Source organism: Candidatus Deferrimicrobiaceae bacterium (assembly GCA_036504035.1).
Lineage (GTDB): Bacteria > Desulfobacterota > Deferrimicrobia > Deferrimicrobiales > Deferrimicrobiaceae > JANXPS01.
Window position 1 is genome coordinate 130,901 of record DASXVV010000013.1, and the last position, 17,592, is coordinate 148,492.

Annotated in this window: 15 protein-coding genes; 4 read left to right on the forward strand and 11 right to left on the reverse strand. The window is 59.1% G+C overall.

What is annotated here, in order from left to right:
- Positions 1-263: 263 nt before the first annotated feature.
- Entirely contained in the window at positions 264-2,435 is a 2,172-nt protein-coding gene (locus tag VGK27_11710) for a diguanylate cyclase (protein HEY3490769.1), read from the forward strand.
- A gap of 1 nt (position 2,436) precedes the next feature.
- On the opposite strand, the gene VGK27_11715 is transcribed toward VGK27_11710, so the two are convergent.
- The 6 genes from VGK27_11715 to VGK27_11740 all read right to left on the reverse strand — a co-directional run bounded on the left by VGK27_11715 (position 2,437) and on the right by VGK27_11740 (position 9,073).
- The gene (locus VGK27_11715; protein HEY3490770.1) at positions 2,437-3,810 is read right to left on the reverse strand and encodes a sigma-54 dependent transcriptional regulator; all 1,374 of its coding nucleotides are present in this window, start codon (positions 3,808-3,810) and stop codon (positions 2,437-2,439) included.
- On the reverse strand, positions 3,803-4,909 hold the full coding sequence (locus VGK27_11720) for an ATP-binding protein (GenBank protein ID HEY3490771.1): 1,107 nt from the start codon (positions 4,907-4,909) through the stop codon (positions 3,803-3,805). The genes VGK27_11715 and VGK27_11720 overlap by 8 nt, the downstream gene beginning before the upstream one ends.
- Positions 4,909-5,316: a hypothetical protein gene (locus tag VGK27_11725; protein HEY3490772.1), complete on the reverse strand. Its 408-nt coding sequence runs from the start codon at positions 5,314-5,316 to the stop codon at positions 4,909-4,911. The genes VGK27_11720 and VGK27_11725 overlap by 1 nt, the downstream gene beginning before the upstream one ends.
- Position 5,317: 1 nt before the next feature.
- Positions 5,318-6,508 (reverse strand): hypothetical protein, encoded by a 1,191-nt coding sequence (locus VGK27_11730; GenBank protein HEY3490773.1) that lies wholly within the window; start codon positions 6,506-6,508, stop codon positions 5,318-5,320.
- Positions 6,509-6,537: 29 nt separating this feature from the next.
- Positions 6,538-7,665, reverse strand: a complete 1,128-nt coding sequence (locus VGK27_11735; GenBank protein ID HEY3490774.1) for a hybrid sensor histidine kinase/response regulator — start codon at positions 7,663-7,665, stop codon at positions 6,538-6,540.
- Positions 7,666-7,903: 238 nt separating this feature from the next.
- Positions 7,904-9,073 (reverse strand): ATP-binding protein, encoded by a 1,170-nt coding sequence (locus tag VGK27_11740; GenBank protein HEY3490775.1) that lies wholly within the window; start codon positions 9,071-9,073, stop codon positions 7,904-7,906.
- Between the two features lie 177 nt (positions 9,074-9,250).
- Here VGK27_11740 and VGK27_11745 point away from each other — a divergent pair, with 177 nt between their 5' ends.
- Together VGK27_11745 and VGK27_11750 are read left to right on the forward strand one after the other, a co-directional pair.
- Positions 9,251-9,511 (forward strand): hypothetical protein, encoded by a 261-nt coding sequence (locus VGK27_11745; protein ID HEY3490776.1) that lies wholly within the window; start codon positions 9,251-9,253, stop codon positions 9,509-9,511.
- Positions 9,508-9,891, forward strand: a complete 384-nt coding sequence (locus VGK27_11750; protein HEY3490777.1) for a PIN domain-containing protein — start codon at positions 9,508-9,510, stop codon at positions 9,889-9,891. The genes VGK27_11745 and VGK27_11750 overlap by 4 nt, the downstream gene beginning before the upstream one ends.
- 38 nt (positions 9,892-9,929) lie before the next feature.
- Here the strand turns inward: VGK27_11750 and rfbA are convergent, their stop codons facing one another.
- The 3 genes from rfbA to VGK27_11765 all read right to left on the reverse strand — a co-directional run bounded on the left by rfbA (position 9,930) and on the right by VGK27_11765 (position 12,400).
- On the reverse strand, positions 9,930-10,841 hold the full coding sequence (gene rfbA, locus VGK27_11755) for a glucose-1-phosphate thymidylyltransferase RfbA (GenBank protein ID HEY3490778.1): 912 nt from the start codon (positions 10,839-10,841) through the stop codon (positions 9,930-9,932).
- 38 nt (positions 10,842-10,879) lie between these two features.
- Positions 10,880-11,743, reverse strand: a complete 864-nt coding sequence (locus VGK27_11760) for a caspase family protein (protein ID HEY3490779.1) — start codon at positions 11,741-11,743, stop codon at positions 10,880-10,882.
- A gap of 120 nt (positions 11,744-11,863) precedes the next feature.
- Positions 11,864-12,400 carry a PEP-CTERM sorting domain-containing protein gene (locus VGK27_11765; protein ID HEY3490780.1) on the reverse strand — a complete coding sequence of 179 codons (537 nt, stop codon included), beginning with the start codon at positions 12,398-12,400 and terminating at the stop codon, positions 11,864-11,866.
- A gap of 1,097 nt (positions 12,401-13,497) precedes the next feature.
- On the opposite strand from VGK27_11765, the gene VGK27_11770 reads away from it, so the two are divergent.
- Positions 13,498-14,112 (forward strand): PEP-CTERM sorting domain-containing protein, encoded by a 615-nt coding sequence (locus tag VGK27_11770; protein HEY3490781.1) that lies wholly within the window; start codon positions 13,498-13,500, stop codon positions 14,110-14,112.
- Positions 14,113-14,227: 115 nt separating this feature from the next.
- Here the strand turns inward: VGK27_11770 and prsR are convergent, their stop codons facing one another.
- Positions 14,228-15,592: a PEP-CTERM-box response regulator transcription factor gene (gene prsR / locus VGK27_11775; protein HEY3490782.1), complete on the reverse strand. Its 1,365-nt coding sequence runs from the start codon at positions 15,590-15,592 to the stop codon at positions 14,228-14,230.
- 3 nt (positions 15,593-15,595) lie between these two features.
- Entirely contained in the window at positions 15,596-17,581 is a 1,986-nt protein-coding gene (gene prsK, locus VGK27_11780) for an XrtA/PEP-CTERM system histidine kinase PrsK (GenBank protein HEY3490783.1), read from the reverse strand.
- Positions 17,582-17,592 lie beyond the last annotated feature (11 nt).

The window sequence follows — 17,592 nt, forward strand, 5'->3', positions numbered from 1 at the left end:
GAGCATACATCAAAGAACGTACCAAACAAAACAGGATAAGGAGAACCCGTTCCGATCAAGGGGAAACGGAAATTCTCTGCCGTTATTGGGCGGCCTTGGTGTGTAAATTGTTTCCTCTTATAGGAATTCAGGAAAACGATATGGATTCCACAATCAGAATCCTTGATTGCAACTAGCTGATAATCAATCATGGACCTGCGTCTTCAAATCTTGCTGCGCGTGGCAGGGGATTTGCTTTGGGTTGTAGACCAGAGGGGAAACGCATGCAAATCATCCAACCACCCGAAGCTTATTCCCGGTGCGTGATCGATTATCCGATCGATTTGGCGCCCGACGAGATCATCTCTTCCTCCCGGGCCGTGAACACCCTGCTCAAGAATCCATACCTGCTGGCCACGACCGGAGACACGTCGGACGCGTTCAACCTGCTCTTCGACCTCGCATCCGATATCGTTCCATATGATATCAGCGCCTTCGTGTCCGACAACCCCGACGGAGACCGATTCGAGTTGACCGTTTCACGGGGCGTCGCCACCCAACGCTTGAACGACCCTCTTTTGCGCCATGCGGTCGATATCTGCCGGTTTTTCGGGAAAGCCGTCGCCCTCTCCCCCGAGGCCGATCCGCGTCTCGCCCCCGCCTGCGCCGCCTGGGGCGCACGCCAACTGGTCGTCTTCCCGCTTCGCAAGAACCTCGAGTTCATGGGAGCCCTCGTGTTCGGCCGCAGCGAGCCCCCCTCTTTCAGCCGCGAACAGGTCAAGCTGCTCTGGTTCGCCTCCCTGCAGGCCGAAAATCACCTGCTCCAGGCCGAGTCGATCAAGGCGCTTTCCTTCTATTCGTTCCTCGACCCGCTCACCCGTCTTTACAACCGCCGTTACTTCGACAACCAGATCGAGCGCGAGGTGCTCCGGTCCCAACGCAACGGCCGGCCGCTTTCGCTGCTCATGATCGACCTCGACGGGTTCAAGAAATACAACGATCGCTACCATCATTCCCACGGCGACATCGCTCTGCAAGAATTCGCCACCGGCACGGTCGAATCCGTCCGGGACGTCGACACGGTTTCCCGTTTCGGGGGCGACGAATTCGCGGTCATCCTGGTCGAAAGCGAGGCCGAGGGCGCGCGAGAAAAGGCCCAGCAGATCATCGACCGATTCAAGAACCACATGCTCCCGGGTTTGGAGGGGCGGCGGACCGAGCGTCTCACCGCGAGCATCGGGGTGGCCTCATTCCCCCGCGACGCCTTCGACAAAGATATTCTTTTCGCCAAGGCCGACCGGGCATTGTTCGCAGCCAAGAACCGTGGCGGCGGAAAGGTTTGCGTCTATCGTGACGTCGACGACCTTCTTTCCCTGCCGACTTCCAACGAAGATCTCCCCATCCAGAAGGTCTACGAGGCGGCCCGGTCCGTCGTCGATATGGACAAGTTCCTCGAGATCCTCCTGTTCACCGCCATGCGGGGCATGGACTGCGAGCGCGGGTCGATCGTCGCCTACGAATCGCCAAACGTCTACACGCTTCAGGCGGCGATCGGGTTCAGCGAAGGGGAGGAGCGGATCTCCCCCGGCATGCTCTTGTCGCCCGGCGATGTCACCTCCTGGGTCGTCGAGCACCGCTCTCCGCTCGTGGTTCCCGGAGAATTCGATCCGCACTTGCAGACGCACGCCCGCAACAGCGTCTACCGATCCGACTCGTTCCTTTCGATCCCGCTCGAATTCGACGGCAAGCTCGTCGGCACCGTCCATCTCACCAACCGGCTGAACGAAAAGCCGTTCACGCAGGAAGATCTCGCCGGTTTCCGTCCCATCGCCGGAGAGCTTGCGCGCGTGCTGGTGCAGTCGTTCGACTTCCGCGGAAGCGTTCGTGCGCTTTCCGAGTCGCTCCTTATCTCCTTGAGCGGGGCGCTCGAATTCCGGTACCCCTTCCTCATCGGACACGGCGAACGCGTGGCTTCGCTCGCCCGACGCGTCGGCGAGACATTCCAACTCGACGACGGCCGATTGCGCGACCTCGAGACCGCCGCGCTTTTTCACGATATCGGCATCATCGGCATTCCCGGGTCGATCCTCACGAAAGACCGGTCCCTGACCCGGCAAGAGATCGAAGTGACGCGCAAGCATCCGTTCCTGGGGGCGACGCTGCTCGAAGGCATTCCGGGCATGAGCGCGCCTCGGCGCATCGTGCTCGAACACCACGAGATGTTCAACGGCAGCGGATACCCGGGCGGGTTGAGCGGCGACAGCATCTCGATGGAGGGGCGCATCCTTTCGGCGGTCGAATACTTCGATTCGATCACTTCCGAGAGGCCTCACCGGGGCGGGCTGACGCAGAATGAAGGATTGCAGATGGTGACGCGGGGCGCGGGCACGCTCTTCGACCCGCAGGTGGCCAAGGCGATGGGGCTGATTTTGGGCGAGTCGGCCGCTAACGCCTAGATCAGGCGAGGCTGTCCCGGAATCTCTTCCAGTCGATCCCGAGCGTCTGGATCTTGTAGTTCATCACGCGCGGGCTGATCCCGAGCATGTCGGCCGCTTCCTTCTGCACGCCGTGCGCAATCTTTAGCGCCCGGGTGATCGCGCCGCGCTCGAGCTCTTCCAGGTTCAACGTTTCCCCGAACGTCCCGGCATCGACCTCTCCCCCGCCTTCCATCGTCAGGTTCACGGCATCGACCAGGTCGTGGTCGCAAAGCAGCACGGCGCGTTCGATGGCATTCTGGAGCTCCCGGACATTTCCGGGCCAGCTGTAGTGGTGAAGCTTGTCGATCGCCGCCGGGGTGAACCCCGTCACCGTCTTCTTGAACTCGACCGAGTAGCGGTTCAGGAAATATCGCGCCAGCGTGAGGATATCGGCGCGCCGTTCCCGCAACGGGGGCAGTTGCAGGTTGACCACGTTCAGCCGGAAGAAAAGATCCTGCCGGAAACGCCCTTCCTTGACTTCGAGCCGCAGGTCCTTGTTGGTGGCGGCGATCACGCGCACGTCGACCTTGATGCTTTTGCCGCTGCTGCCGAGCCGTTCGAACTCCTGTTCTTGCAGCACCCGAAGCACCTTGGCCTGCGTGGTCGAGCTCATGTCGCCGATCTCGTCGAGAAAGACGGTGCCCTTGTCGGCCTGCTCGAAGCGCCCGATCCGCATCTTGTCGGCCCCGGTAAACGCCCCGCGTTCGTGGCCGAACAGCTCGCTCTCGAGGAGGTTTTCGTGGAGGGCCGCGCAGTTGACCTTGACGAACGGCCCTTGCGCCCGGGGGCTCGAAAAGTGGACCAGCGTCGCGAGCTTTTCCTTTCCCGTGCCGGTCTCGCCGGTGATCAGGACCGTCGCAGGCGTCGGGGCGACCTTGGCGACCACGCCCAGAATATCCTTCATCGCGCGGCTCTCGCTGACGACGGACTCTTCGCCGAGCGCGTTTGCGTATTCGGTCTTCCGGTAGAACGCCACGGTGTCGGTCAGTTTTCCCATGCGCATCGCCATCGAAACGCGGTGCTTGAGGTGTTCGATCTCGAAAGGTTTGGGAATGTAGTCGAAGGCCCCCAGGTGCAGCGCCTGGATCGCGGTCTCGAGCGTCCCGTAGGCGGTCATCAGGATGACCTCGATGCTCGAATCGACCTCCTTGGCTTTGCGCAGGATATCGACCCCGGTCAGGTCGCCCAGACGAATGTCGGTGACCACGACCTTGACCGACTCGGTTTCGAGCAGTCGGACGGCGTCTTCGCCCGTGGCCGCCTCGAGCACGTTGAAGCCCGCGTCCTCGAAGGCCAGGCGGATGCCGAGGCGAAGCGATTCGTTGTCTTCTGCGACCAGAATGCGGTCAGACATGTTTTTGCCTCACGGGAATCAGGATGATGAACTCGGTCCCTTTCCCCGGGGCGCTTTTCAGGTCGATCGTGCCCCCGTGGGATTGAATGATCTTCTGGGTCAGCGGGAGCCCGATGCCGGTCCCATGCTTCTTGGTCGTATAAAACGGGATGAAGATCCGGTCCTGGATATCGCGCGACATCCCGGGCCCGTCGTCGCGGATCCGGATGCGGACGAACTCCCTTTCCTTCCCGTCTTCCTGGCCCGGCAGGAGCGCTCCGCGGCATCGCTCGAAACGCACGACGTCGGTAAAGTGGTACGTCAAGGAAAGCTCGATCTCGATGTGCCCCGTCCCCTGGCCCGCCTCGGCTGCATTGGCCACGATGTTGGTCACGGCCCGGGTAAACAGGCCGGGGTCGAGCTCGGACGATATCGGGGCGTCCACCGGTTGCTTCCCCACGGTGAATCGGATGTCGGGGTACAGTACCCGGAACTTGGCGACGACCTCCTCGACCAGCTCGTCGACCCGGGTATCCCGGATGCCGAGCTCGTCGGGACGGACGAAGTTGAGGCATTCGGAGATGATGCTCTCGACCCGGGCGACCTCGGAGGCGATGCTTCGGACGGAGGCGGACAATTTATCGTTTCCGGCAAGATGAGGCCGCAGGATCCCGCAATGCACGCCGATGCTGGCGATCGGATTCCGGATCTCGTGGGCGAGCCCGGCCGCCATCTGACCGAGCATCTGGAGCCGATCCTTGAGGTTCTCGTTGCCCTGCGCCATCTCGACCCGGGTCAGGTCCTTGAAGAAGGCGCAGATGCCTTCATTGTCGCCATTGTGTTTCAGCTTCGCCAGGGTGAAGCCGAGGATCTGGCGGTCGCCATCTTTGCCCGGAAGCTCGGCCTCCATGCGCGCGGGGAGGTAGTTGAGCGAGAGCGCGTCGCTTAGCAGGCGATAGAAGGCGTTGTCCTCGGCCCGTTCGTGGATGTTCTCGCCGACTGCGATCGGGTTTCCCTCGAGGATCCGCGCCCCGATCGGATTGAGGTATTCGACGCGCCCATCGGCCCGGACCGCGAGGATGCCGGCGCGGAAGCAGGAAAGGATGGACGATTCGAGCATCAAAGGGTGTCCGGGAGTGAGAAAGACGCCGTTGGGGAGAATTCGGACATCAGCCCGTTCATGGCGATGGCGCGGACGGAGACATGGAACGTGCCGCCTGCAAGACCTTGGAGACGGCAGACAGGAACCAGGTCGAGAGAGGTCTGGCCCGGGGCGACGACGGCAATCTCGGCGTCCTGCTCGGAGAAGGGCGCCTCCTCGCTCTTGATGTAGATGTTGTAACCGGCGAGGTCATGTCCCGGGTCGAGCGGCGAATTATCTTGGTAGGCGGTGGGCGGCGACCAGGTCAGCGTCCGGCTGATCGACGGTCCGGATGTGGATGCGCCTCCTCCCCCACCGCAGCCGGCAACGGTCAGCGCGATCCATGCGGCGAGACAGGCGAACAGGATCCTGTGCGTAAAGGTCATGTCAGAACACCGGGAAATTCGATGCGATGTCGAATCCCAGGAGCGCCGATTCCCGATAGAGGTCGGTTCCGATGGCGCCGTTGTTCCATTGCCGGAACAGCTCGCCGGTCAGGTTGAGGCGGGCGTATTCCGCGACCTGGTAATGGAGGCCGGCGGACCACTGGACGCTCATCAGGTCTTCGCGGATCGGCACCGCCAAAGAGCGGTTGGTCTGCCAGGCCCCGGAAGTGTCCCAGGACCAGTCGGCCGCGAACCGGTCCGACAGACGGAGCGTGATGTCTTCCCGCTTGGTCTCGCTTCCGAAAGAGCCGGTGGCGTAATCGATCGAGCCGCGCAGGGAAGCCGTGAAGTCGCGAATCTTCTCGGAGTACTCGATGCGGCCGGAGGGCTTGCGGAGCCGGCTCGGCAGGTCGTCGGACCGGATGAACGTCATCCCGGCGCGCACCTCGAGCGTCGAGGATTCCGTAAATCGGTATCGTCCCGAAAGCCCGGTGGAGAAGACCCGGGTATCGACCTTGTTGTCGAATTCGTCGTAGTTGGCGGAGCCGTAGACGCCCGTCGAAAGGTTGGGGCTCAGCTTGTAACTCGCGGAACCGTCCGACGAATAGTTGTTGGATCCGATGAGGGAGGGCCCTCCGTCGAAATAGCTTTTGCGGGCGGCGGCGATGCCCAGCCCGAGATCGAAGTTCGCCGTCGCGGCATAAGTGCCGTTGAGCGAGCCCGAATAATCCCGGGTTCCGGTGCGTGCCGTCACCTGGGTCTCGGCGGGCGCAAGGCCGGGAACGACGGACTGCGTCAGCGCGTTCCTGCGGACGGCGTCGCGCGATTCGATATAGCGGGCCGTGGGCCGGAGTGAAAGCTGCGAGGTGACCCGAAGCGGCTCGGCTGACGACAGGTCGACGTTCTTGGTCATGCCCGACCGGTTCAGTTCGTTGTGATCGGAAAAATATTCGGCATCGAATCCGCCGGCGAGCGAGACCTTCGTGCCCAGGGTAAAGAGCGCTGCGGATAACTTCGGGGTGAGGCGTGTGACGAAGTCGGATTTTTCCTGGTGATGCGGGGCGTTCAACACGTTCGAATCGTAACGCTCGGAAAGTTCAAGGGAAGGTCGGACGGAAAGGGTTTCGGCGCACAGGACGGAGGGGATCACGCAAAGAAGCAGGCCGAGGGTAACGCGGGAGGCGAGACGCATGCGGCTTCTCCTGACGTGGGGTGGTCCGGTCATTCGGCGACAGGCAGGGAAATGCTCACGGTGGTCCCGACGCCGGGTTCGCTCATCAGGTCGAACAGACCGTTCTGGGCGGAAACGAGGCGTCGGCAGATGTGGAGGCCCATGCCGATCCGGGCATCCGAATCCTTCCGGACCGAGACCGGGGTGTCTCCCCGCAACTCCTTGACCATGCTCTTGGGAAGCCCGCTGCCGGTATCGCGGATCGTGGCGGTCACGTATTTCTTGTCCCTGCGGTCGCCTCCGATCCGGATGGTTCCGTTACCGGGCGTGTACTTGACCGCGTTGTAAAGGATGTTGTCGAAAATCTGGAGCACGCGTGCCGGGTCGCCCAGCGCCCGCATCGCGGGAAGAGGGACATCGACGTCGAGATCGACCCGTTTCTGGGCGGCATACGGGCGATAGAATTCGGCGCATTCCTTCAAGAGGGTATCGAAGTCGAACGGGACGGCGGATACCCGCAGCTCGCCCTTTTCGGCGGCTTCCACGTCGAACAGCGTGTTGGCCATCGACTGAAGCCGGAAAATGGTACGCCCGGTCTGCTCGAGCATCCGGACCGGCAATTCGTTCCGGCAGCTTTTGTCGCAGTTCTGGCGGATGATCTGCTGGTACCCGTCGAGTACCGTGAGCACCGATCGGAAATCGTGCGCCGCCATCGAGATCATGAACCCCTTGAATGCGCACTGGGATCTCAGGTTTTTGAGCTCGGCGCGCAGCGCTGCGGCCTCGGCCCGGGCCTCACGGTCCTGGCTCTCGCCTTCGAGCGAAACGTCGAGCCGGCGCGTTGCCCGCGCGACGGAATCGAGCAGCGCCTGGGAAGAAACCGGTTTGCGGAGGAAGTCGTGCGCCCCGCCCCGGAGGGCGGCGGACAGATCGTTGACGGAGGGTTTCGGGCTGAAGAGGATGACCGGCAGCGATGCGTGGAGCTTGAGCGTCTCTTCCATGAAGGCGAGTCCCGACCCGCTGTCGACCTGAAGTGGACAGAGAACGACAGCCCTCCCCTTGACCGCCTTGATCAGACGGGACGCCACCGGGAAGGCGTCGCAGCTGCTGACCTCGTAACGTGCGGAGGTGAGAATGGCGGTCAGCTTCGCCAGCGAAACGGGGTCATCGTCTATCAAGATAACGCGAATGCTTTTCATAGGGCTGCAATTTTACCACTACTTTGCGCGATTTTCGTCCAGCAGTTGAAGATTGCTCTCACGATCGCTCCCCCGCTTGCCCGATTCCCGACCCCGTGAAACTTGTCCGCGAGGATCGGGACCGATGATCGCGGTTCTCGACGCCAGCGCCGCCGTCGCGACGAGTCTCGCCCGGCGTGAAGTCGCCGTTCCGTGTCGGTCATGATTCCAGTTTCTCTCAAATGGAATCGGCGGCATCTCCGGCGCTTGTCCAGCCGAGGATCCGCATCCCTTTTTGTTCGTAGTTGCCAAGCCCACCGTAAACGAGCGCCGGTGCTGCAGCGATTTTACCTGCAAGCGACAGCCACTTTTCGATACCCGCACCGGCGTCGCGAGCCAGCGTCGTCCCGGACTTGATCTCGACCGGAACCAGCCGTGCCCCCTCGTCGATGATCAGGTCGACCTCGTTCCCGTTGCTGTCGCGCCAGAAATAGAGCGGCGGTTTCTCCCCGCGGTTATGGATCCGCTTGGCGATTTCGGAGACGGCGTACGTCTCGAACAACGCCCCGCGAAGCGGGTGCGTCTGCATCTGGAGAGAGGTCCTGATTCCCAGCAGCCAGGCGGCGAGACCGCAGTCGTAAAAATAAAGTTTCGGCGTCTTGACGAGCCGCTTCGAAAAGTTTGCGTGGTGAGGCCGGAGTAAAAATACGATGTAACTGGCCTCCAGCACCGAGATCCATGATCGGGCGGTATTGTGGGTTATGCCACATTCGGCTGCCAGCGAAGACAGATTGAGAAGTTGCCCGGTGCGCCCGGCGCAGAGACGGACAAACCGGTGAAACGTCTCCAATTCGTGGATCTTCAGCAGTTGGCGCACGTCCCGTTCGAGATAGGCGTTGACGTAGGCGGGGAACCAGTTTCGCGGAAGGATACGGCGATCGTGAAGCGGCGGATACCCCCCGGAAAGGAGCATCTCGTCCGGCGTTGCCGGAAGTTTCGCCGCCCGGCCCAGTTCTGTGGCCGAAAACGGGAGCAGATCAAGGAAGGCGGTCCTGCCCGCAAGCGACTGGGTAATGCCCGACATCAGTCCGAACTGCTGCGATCCTGTCAGGATGAAAAGCCCCATTCGCCCATCGGCGTCCACTCGCGTCTGCAGATAGGAAAACAGATCCGGGCAGCGTTGAACTTCATCGAGCACCCCGCCATCCGGATAGCGCGCCAGGAATCCGCGCGGATCATCCTGGGCTGCGACCCGGATATCGGGGTCTTCCAGCGAAACGTAGGGTCGGCCGGCAAAGACCAGCTTTGTAAGCGTCGTCTTCCCCGATTGCCTGGGGCCGGTGATCGTGAGAACGGGGAACACCTGGAGCAAATCCCGGATGGTGCTTTCGGCATCGCGAGGAATCATGGTTATATCTTGCAGCAGTCCATGCTATTTGTCAATTACATTACCAAATGGCATTCCCGGCACCCGACGTAATTGCCGATGAGGGTGTGATCGTGGTGTTTCCGTTCCAGCCGGGCATTGACAGGATAGGCAACACTCTATACGATTACCTATAGAGCGACTCGCAAGGAGACAATCATGGGTTCCGCTACAAAACAGGCCAATTTTCTACTCCCCGAGGAGTTGATCGAGGAATTGCGGGCCACGGTTTCCGTGCGACAGCAAAGTCGCTTTGTGACCGATGCTTTGCGACAGGCTCTTAAACGGGTCAGGTTGAGCAAGGCGCTCGAAACGAGCTTCGGAGCTTGGGGAGAAGAGAACCACCCCGAACTGGAACGCGGGACGGATGCCCATGTCAGGAATCTCCGCCGCTCCACCCGCGGGAAGCGGCACGAATGAAAAAGGTCCTCGTCGACACGGATGTCCTGATCGAATTCTTGCGTGGGAACCCAAAAGCGAAGGAATATCTGTCCGACCTGCTCGGAGATTCCGACATCTTCTGTTCCGCGATCACGGTGGCGGAAATCTGTTCGGGGATCAAAGCGGGTGAAGAAGAACGGACCCGTGAATTGCTGAACAATCTGGAAGTGCTCGATGTCACTCGGGCCGTCGCCGAAAAAGCCGGCCATTACAAACGTACCATCCGCAGTCACGCTCTTGAGTTAGACGACTGCCTGATCGCCGCGACGGCCTCCGCAACAGGAGCGGCCCTTGCCACCGGCAACGGAAAACATTACCCGATGCGGGATATCGACGTCAGACCATTCGTCCGGCGGTAACCTGGCTATTAGTGATTTGCTCGGCGCCGCATAGGCAATCAACGCTTCTCTTCGAGCAGTTGCACCATGTATTGCCCGTACCCGTTTTTCAGCATCGGCGACGCCAGCTCGCGCAGGCGCGCATCGTCGATGTAGCCCATGCGCCAGGCGACCTCTTCGATGCAGGCGATTTTCAGCCCCTGCCGCTTCTCGATCGTCTCGACGAACGTCGAGGCCTCGAGCAGCGAATCGTGTGTGCCCGTGTCGAGCCACGCGAATCCGCGGCCGAGCAGCTCGACCTGAAGCTCGCCCATCTCGAGATAGGCCTTGATGACGTCGGCAATCTCGAGCTCGCCCCGCGCCGACGGCTTGAGCCCCGCAGCGATTTCGACGACGCGGTTGTCGAAGAAATAGAGGCCGGGGACGGCGTAATGCGATCGTGGTTGCTCCGGCTTTTCCTCGACCGAAATCGCTTTCATCCGGCTGTCGAACTCGACGACGCCGTAGGCGCGGGGGTCCTTGACCCAGTACCCGAAGACCACCCCGCCCTTCTCGACCGCTGCCGCGTTGCGGAGCGTCTGCTGGAACCCCTGCCCATAGAAAATGTTGTCGCCGAGGATCAGGCAGACGTCATCCTCACCGATAAATTCGCGGCCGAGCGTGAACGCCTGCGCGAGCCCTTCGGGCCGGGGCTGTTCGACGTAAGAAAATCGGATGCCCCATTGCGTCCCATCGCCCAGGAGCGTCTTGAAGCGCGGAAGGTCCTCGGGCGTGGAGACGAGCAGGATGTCGGTGATTCCCGCCAGCATCAGCACCGACAGCGGGTAGTAGATCATCGGCTTGTCGTAGATCGGCAAGAGCTGCTTGCTGACCACTTTGGTGATCGGGTACAGGCGGGTGCCGGCCCCCCCGGCCAGGATGATGCCCTTTCGATTCCGCTGCGTCCCCGTCTTCGGATTCCCGTCGGTCATCCCCGCCCTCCCCGATCCAACTTGAGTGATTTTGCCGTTCATTTGCCGGGAATATTGAATACCGGCGCCGCCAGCAGCTTCGTCGGCCCTTCGAGCTGCGGGACCTGTTCGAAGTTGTGGCTGGACATCTCTTCGCCCGTGATCGTCAGCAGCTTCCGGTAGGTCGTCGCCCAGTTGGCGGCGCGCAGCGACCACCACAGATAATACGTCAGCGCCCCGTGATAGTCACCGTCGATCCAGGCGTCGGCAGAGGTCTGGTCGGACCGGCAGCCGGCGATAAGGACTGCGTTGGTCTTCGAGATGCTCAAGCCGAACTTCTTGACCCCAAGCCCTTTGTCGGGCCCGGTCATCGTCAAGGAGCGGTCGATGCCGCGATTCTCGATGCGGCTCTCGGACCGGTGACGGATCTCGACCGGCGCGGGAATAAACTTGTACCGGATCGGCAGGTCGGGGTTCAGGTATTCGCGAAGGCCCGTCCCCGAGTGACAGCAATCGAGGATGACGGTGAACAGCGCCACTTTCGGCACCCGCTTGCAGATCTCGGCCATGTCGTCATCGGTAAACGGGTTGTCCCAGTCGAGGTCGTACGGGCAGATGATCTCGTCGAGGTTGTCGGAAAGCTCGTCGCCGTGGACATCTCGAACTTGGGTTCCGTGGCCCGAATAATGGAATACGAGCGAGTCGCCCGGCTTCGCATCGGCCACCAATTGTTCTAACCCGGTCCGGATGGCGGACGTCGTCGCCCGCTGATCGGTCAGAAGCCGGACGTCCTGGTTCGCGAACCCGTACTGTTCCTTGAGCGTCTTGGCGATCAACAGGACGTCGTTGACGCAGCCTTTAAGCGTATTGCGTGGATCAGGATAGCGGTTGATGCCGACAAGAAAAGCTTTCTTGGATGACAATGGGAATCCTCCACGGAAAAGGTTTGATCACGATCCGCATAAAATGCGCCAACGGCGCAAAAAGCACGAAAAAAAGCCCCGACCATCGGCCGGGGCTTTTGAAATCCGATCGTGGACGAATTACTGGCGAAGCGTCCGTCGGCGGGTGACAAACGCGACTGCAACCAGGCCGAACCCGAGTAAGACAAACGTTCCGGGTTCTGGAACGGCCTTCGTATAATCGAGCGTGAACTTCGACTTATCGAGATAAATCAAGTCAAGGCAGGAATAGTTCAGGGCGATATCGAGCATGCCGCCGCCCCAAGTCGGCGAAAAAACCGGAGCGATATTAAAGTTGAATTCTTTGGCGGACCCAAAGATATTGATTTTCAGGAAATTGGGAACGTCACCGACCTTGACCCCCTCGACGTAGAGGGGGTCGGCCCCGACATTCCAGCCCTTGAGGAAAATATCGAGTGCGGCGCTGTTGACGGTATCGGGCGGGATCTTGAACCCGTCCGGGGTATTGTGCTGCCATTTCAACGTACCCGAGCCGATGAGACCGAAACCGATCTTGTCCAAATCCTTGATGTCGGTGAAAATGGTCGCTCTGGCTGTGCTTGCATTTATAATTGAAACATTTAGCACGAGCAGGAGAACCATCCAGATTTTGTTCATAAAAACTCCCTTTTGAATTCGACTATATTCAAGACATAGGCAGACAATCAATTATCATGCCAGATCATTCTGTCTATATATTCGTTAATAAACCAAGGTGTTAGCGGACCCGATAGCATTGGCGCGCCGCCTGGGAGCCATAAGTCCCTTTTGATGACCCAATATGGGCAATATCTTGCTTATATTGGGTTCCGGACCACAGAATGCGGCAGAAAAGGGACGGAAACGAAAAGCCCCGGTTTTCGGCCGGGGCTTTTCGTTTCTTCAGGTATTGTGGCTACTTCCGCAGACTTCTCCGACGGGCGATGAAAGCTGCCGCAGTCATGCCGAACCCCAGAATCCCCATTGTGGCAGGTTCATAAAAGTTGAGAAAGACTTCCTTGGGAACCATGCCGGCGCTAGCGGAAGTTATTATTGCAAGGAGGAAACCGAACGTCCCGAGCCAAACCACCCAGCCTTTTTCCATGTGCAGCCTCCATCGAAACCGACAGTTGAACGAATCCAACGGTTTCTTTAGGAGCAGTTTTTATGCCATGCCGATGTGATCATGTAACGTATTGATTCCGTGAACTATTTGTTTGCGAATAAACATCCCCGATGATTTCTGATTGTCTTTAGTGGGAAATAGATTACCTACTCTGGCGCTAGCCTCCCGCTTCGGAATCGCTCCATAGCCGTCTTGCCCTTTCGGCAAGTAGCCAAAAAGGCGGGTGGATCCGGAAAGGTGTCGGCGTGGGTGTAAGATTCCTCGTCTGTCCTCCATCGGGCCAATCTGAAAGCTAACTTATTGTATTTGCAGATCATTATGCCAATAGTCCACGCATTTCCGTATCGTTCGTCCTTGAATAGTCGGAATATTTTACAACGTCCGTCTCCTCCAAAAACAAACTGGATTCACGATCCCGGATCAAAACCTCAGGAACCATATATATCGTTAACGTTATCGCTACGTTACAAGATATACCAAGGATGCGTTTCTCGCTTCGCTGCGTTGGTATGTCAATTGCATTTATAAAACTCAAGCAATAATCCGTAAAACGTCCAACCGTTGAGCCGCACGATCCAGCAGTAAAAATACAAGTCAGGAGGAGAAAAAAATGAGAAAGTGCTTGTTGCTCGTGGGAGTCATGTTGATGTTGGCATCTGGTCCCGCATCGGCCGCCCTGATCGATTTCGAAGGTCTGCCGCTCGGCCCCAATGGAACCAATGGTGTATTTGGGGATCCGATGAACAATTTTTCGATCTTTGTGCCTGGCGAAAAGGTTGATTTTACAGGCGGGGTCTTGCTGAATCACACCACTAACCTGCCGGCCGACCAGACGGAAGTTTATGGTACTGCCGGCCCCAACACGTTCTACTTAAACCCGTTACTGATCAATTTTTCGGCCCCGGTCCACGACGTTTCCTTTTTGCTGCTCAATGGGATGACGGTCAACCAGTCCTATACGACGAGGGACGGGTTAGGCGACCTCGTCACTCTGACCTTGGCACCGAATTTGTCGAACGGATCCCAGACGGTTAGTTTCACCGGGAATATCGGTAATCTCGTGTTGGTCGCATCTGATTCTACCTCTTGGGACTTTTTCATCGACAATCTGCAATTTACGCCAAACCCCAAGCACTGCCCTGTTCCCGAGCCCGGCACCTTGATGCTCCTCGGTTCCGGAATGGTTGGTTTGGTGATTGCCGGACGCAAGAAGTTCCGCCGCTAGCAGAGTATGTTAGTTTTCGGGACATCATCTCGAAAACCCGTTGATACAAAAAAGCGGGGCTCTTTTGAGCCCCGCTTTTTTGTTGCCTTCAACAGGTCGCTTTATATCGAAAGGATCAATCAGCCCCTCGGACGAGTCGGTGTTTTTTAATGAAGTCATGCAAGGTGGGGCGGCTGATCTCGAGTTCCTGCGCCGCCTTCGAGATATTCCACTCGCATTTCCACAACGTTTTCAGGATGTGCTCTCGCTCTACCTGTCCCCGAACTTCTTTCAATGAATCCGTCGTCTCTTCGCCACCAGCCTGCGGCAACTCAAGATCTCCGGGGGTGAGAATTTTCTTTTCGCTCATGATTACGGCCCGCTTGATCCGGTTCTCAAGTTCCCGGATGTTGCCCGGCCATGCGTAGGATTTCATCGCAACCAGGGAGTCAGTGCGAAAACCGATGACTTTCCGTTGATACTGTTCCGAAAATTTCCCGACGAAATGATTGGCCAGCAGCACGATGTCTTCCCCGCGTTCCCGAAGCGGTGGCGCGACGATGTTCACCACGCCCAACCGGTAATACAAGTCTTCTCGGAACCGACCCTCCGATACCTCTTTTTTTAGCTCCCGGTTTGTTGCTGCGATCACCCGGACGTTGACGTCAACGGTTTCACGCCCCCCGACCCGCTCCAGCTTGAATTCCTGGAGGAACCGGAGAAGCTTGACCTGGAGCAGCAAGGGAAGTTCCCCGACCTCGTCAAGAAAAAGGGTTCCCCCTGCGGCGTACTCGATCCTTCCCTTGCGTTGCGAATCCGCCCCGGTGAAAGATCCCTTTTCGTGACCGAAAAGCTCGCTTTCCAGGAGATTATCCGGGATGGCGCCGCAGTTGATCGCGATGAACGGCCGATCCTTGAATCCATCCCCGGAGCGATGGATGGCGTTGGCGATCAACTCCTTGCCCGTCCCGCTCTCTCCCTCGATCAATACGGGTGCATCCGTTTTCGCCACCTTCTTTATGACGGCGAATATGCGTTTGATCGGGGGGCACTCTCCGATGAATTCGCCGAATTCGCCGGCGCGGTCTCCCATCTTGAGTGCAAGGTTCTCGCGTTCCATATCCGAGATCTTGAGCGCCCTTTTCAGCACGACCTTCACTTCCTGGAAATCAGCCGGCTTGAGAAAGAAATCAAACGCGCCCTGATCGATCGCTTTCAATGCGTTTTCCTTGGACTGATTACCCGTGATCACGATCACCTTCGTCTTGCCGTCGACCTCCAGCAATTCGCAAAGGCATTTCAGCCCTTCCTCGGCGGTTCGAGGAGATGGCGGCAAGCCGAGATCCATCAGAACCAGAGAGGGCCGCTCCTGGCGCATTTGCTCAAGCGCGCAGATCCGGTTCTCCGCCAAGATCACCTGGTAGTCGGGATTCAGCGCCCACTTCATCTGGCTGCGGATGGCTTCCTCGTCCTCGACGACCAGCAGTTTTGGTTTATCCATCGCTTATGCGGTCCCGACCGGCAGGGAAATCCGGAACGAGGTTCCTTTCCCCAGGATGCTTTCCACGTCGATCCTTCCCCCGTGGGCCTCGATGATGCCTTTCGTCTGGTAGAGCCCGATGCCGAACCCGTTGCTCTTGGTCGTCGAGAACGGCTTGAACAGCCGGTGATCGACGTAGTCCGGCGTCATGCCGCACCCGTCGTCCGATACCGTCAGGAGAAGTTTCCCGTCGACGAACGCGGTCGAGAGGTGAATTTCCCCGCCTTCGGCCATCGCGTCATTCGCGTTCAGGAGCAGGTTGGTGAGGACCCTCTTGATCTGACCACCGTCCAGCAGCGTCTCCGGCACCTTCCCCAGATCCTCCCGGATATCCGCCTTGAGGGAACCGCGAACCTCGGAAATCGCCTCGGCGGTCAGCCGGCTGAGATCCGTCCTCCTGAAATCCGGTTCGACATCCCGCGAAAGCCCGGCCAAGTGCTCCATCATCTTCTTCATCTTCTCGACCGTTTGCGCGATGCTGTGTATCGCATCCTTCCTGAACTCGGGATCGTCGAGGTTCCTTTCCGCGTTCTGCACGACCAGCGAGAGCATCGAAACGAAATTCTTCATGTCATGGAGCACGAACGCCGAAAAGGAATGGAAGTCTTCCATCTCCTTGGCGCGAAGCAGGTTCTCCGACCATTGCGCGATCAGGAAGCTGTTGGCGGCCTGACGCGCCACCGTATTCAACAGATCGAGGTCTTCGCGATCAAAGGGGTGACCGGAACGGCTCTTGCCGCAGCCGAGTACGCCGACGAGCCGATCGCCCGTTACCAGGGGAACCAGTACCGAGATCCCCTCCGACCGGCACGACTCGAGAGCTTTCGGTAACATCTCCGGTGTCAGGACCTCTTCCATATCGTCCACTTTGACGGGATATCCGTGCATCTTGATGCTGTTGAACACGGCCGTATTCAGTGCGGTGATCCGGTCGCTGGATGCCGTATCTGCAGTCGCGCCGATGCGGTGCAACTCCCCTTCCCGTTCGTCGCACAGCCATAGGGTCGTCTGCTCGATCCAGACCGTTTCCTGGAGCATTTCGGAGATTGCCGACAACAGGCTGCGGGGATCCAGCGTGGAGCTGAGTCGCGCCGTCAAGGCCAGCCATTCCTTGTGATAGTCGTACCGGTTGCGATAGAAGTGCCGATTGATAAAGCTCTTGAACTGCTTTTGGACGCGCGTGGACATGAAGACGGAAAGTAACCCCAAGACCGCGATGAAGGCGAACCAGATTCCGATATAGTTGCTGAAACTTCCTCCCAGGCTCCGGATCGCCTGTGCCGTCAACCCGACGACCAACAGGTAAGCTCCGATCGCCAGCACGGTAAAGGAGTTGTAGACAAAGTAGCGGGAAACGAAGACGTCGACTTCGAACAATCGGTGCCGGACGAGGGAGAAGCCGACGAAACCGATCCCGACCAGGTCGGTCAGGGCCGTCATCGTTCCCAGGTCGATCCGGCTGGATGGGTAAAGAATCTGCTGCGAGTTGGCGTAGATCCGGACCAGGAGCATGACACCGACGCCGAGCAGGAGAAACTTGATCCGCCAGCGTTGCGTATGCGCCGAAGCTCGCAACGTCGTCTCGAAAGCGGCGAGGACCAGCGTGAGACCGAGCACGATGAAGACGGAGGAATAGTATTCCCCCCGGGCGGGTGAAATCGGAAAGATCGATGCGATGTCGGGGACGAGCAGGCCGATAAAGTAGAAGGTGGTGACGACCAAGAAAGCCGTTCCTGCGCGCCAGCCCGGAGAAGATTTCAGCAGGTCGTCTCGTGAAAGCCCCAGGGCGAACATGAGCCAGGAAACAGGGAGAAGGCATTCCCCTGCCCGCATGACATCACGGGAAGCGATGAAAACGCCCAGTTCCGTCAGCGCCAGCGATGCCATGCCGATGGCGAACCAGCGGTTGACCGACCGGAGGAAGTTCCGGGAGAGGATGAAGACACCCATCCCCGCAAACG

Bases quoted from the DNA above. Each gene is read 5' to 3' on its own strand.
- VGK27_11710 (HEY3490769.1), top strand. From the start codon at position 264: ATGCAAATCATCCAACCACCCGAAGCTTATTCCCGGTGCGTGATCGAT.
- VGK27_11715 (HEY3490770.1), bottom strand. From the start codon at position 3,810: ATGTCTGACCGCATTCTGGTCGCAGAAGACAACGAATCGCTTCGCCTC.
- VGK27_11720 (HEY3490771.1), bottom strand. From the start codon at position 4,909: ATGCTCGAATCGTCCATCCTTTCCTGCTTCCGCGCCGGCATCCTCGCG.
- VGK27_11725 (HEY3490772.1), bottom strand. From the start codon at position 5,316: ATGACCTTTACGCACAGGATCCTGTTCGCCTGTCTCGCCGCATGGATC.
- VGK27_11730 (HEY3490773.1), bottom strand. From the start codon at position 6,508: ATGCGTCTCGCCTCCCGCGTTACCCTCGGCCTGCTTCTTTGCGTGATC.
- VGK27_11740 (HEY3490775.1), bottom strand. From the start codon at position 9,073: ATGATTCCTCGCGATGCCGAAAGCACCATCCGGGATTTGCTCCAGGTG.
- VGK27_11745 (HEY3490776.1), top strand. From the start codon at position 9,251: ATGGGTTCCGCTACAAAACAGGCCAATTTTCTACTCCCCGAGGAGTTG.
- VGK27_11750 (HEY3490777.1), top strand. From the start codon at position 9,508: ATGAAAAAGGTCCTCGTCGACACGGATGTCCTGATCGAATTCTTGCGT.
- rfbA (HEY3490778.1), bottom strand. From the start codon at position 10,841: ATGACCGACGGGAATCCGAAGACGGGGACGCAGCGGAATCGAAAGGGC.
- VGK27_11765 (HEY3490780.1), bottom strand. From the start codon at position 12,400: ATGAACAAAATCTGGATGGTTCTCCTGCTCGTGCTAAATGTTTCAATT.
- VGK27_11770 (HEY3490781.1), top strand. From the start codon at position 13,498: ATGAGAAAGTGCTTGTTGCTCGTGGGAGTCATGTTGATGTTGGCATCT.
- prsR (HEY3490782.1), bottom strand. From the start codon at position 15,592: ATGGATAAACCAAAACTGCTGGTCGTCGAGGACGAGGAAGCCATCCGC.
- prsK (HEY3490783.1), bottom strand. From the start codon at position 17,581: ATGGGTGTCTTCATCCTCTCCCGGAACTTCCTCCGGTCGGTCAACCGC.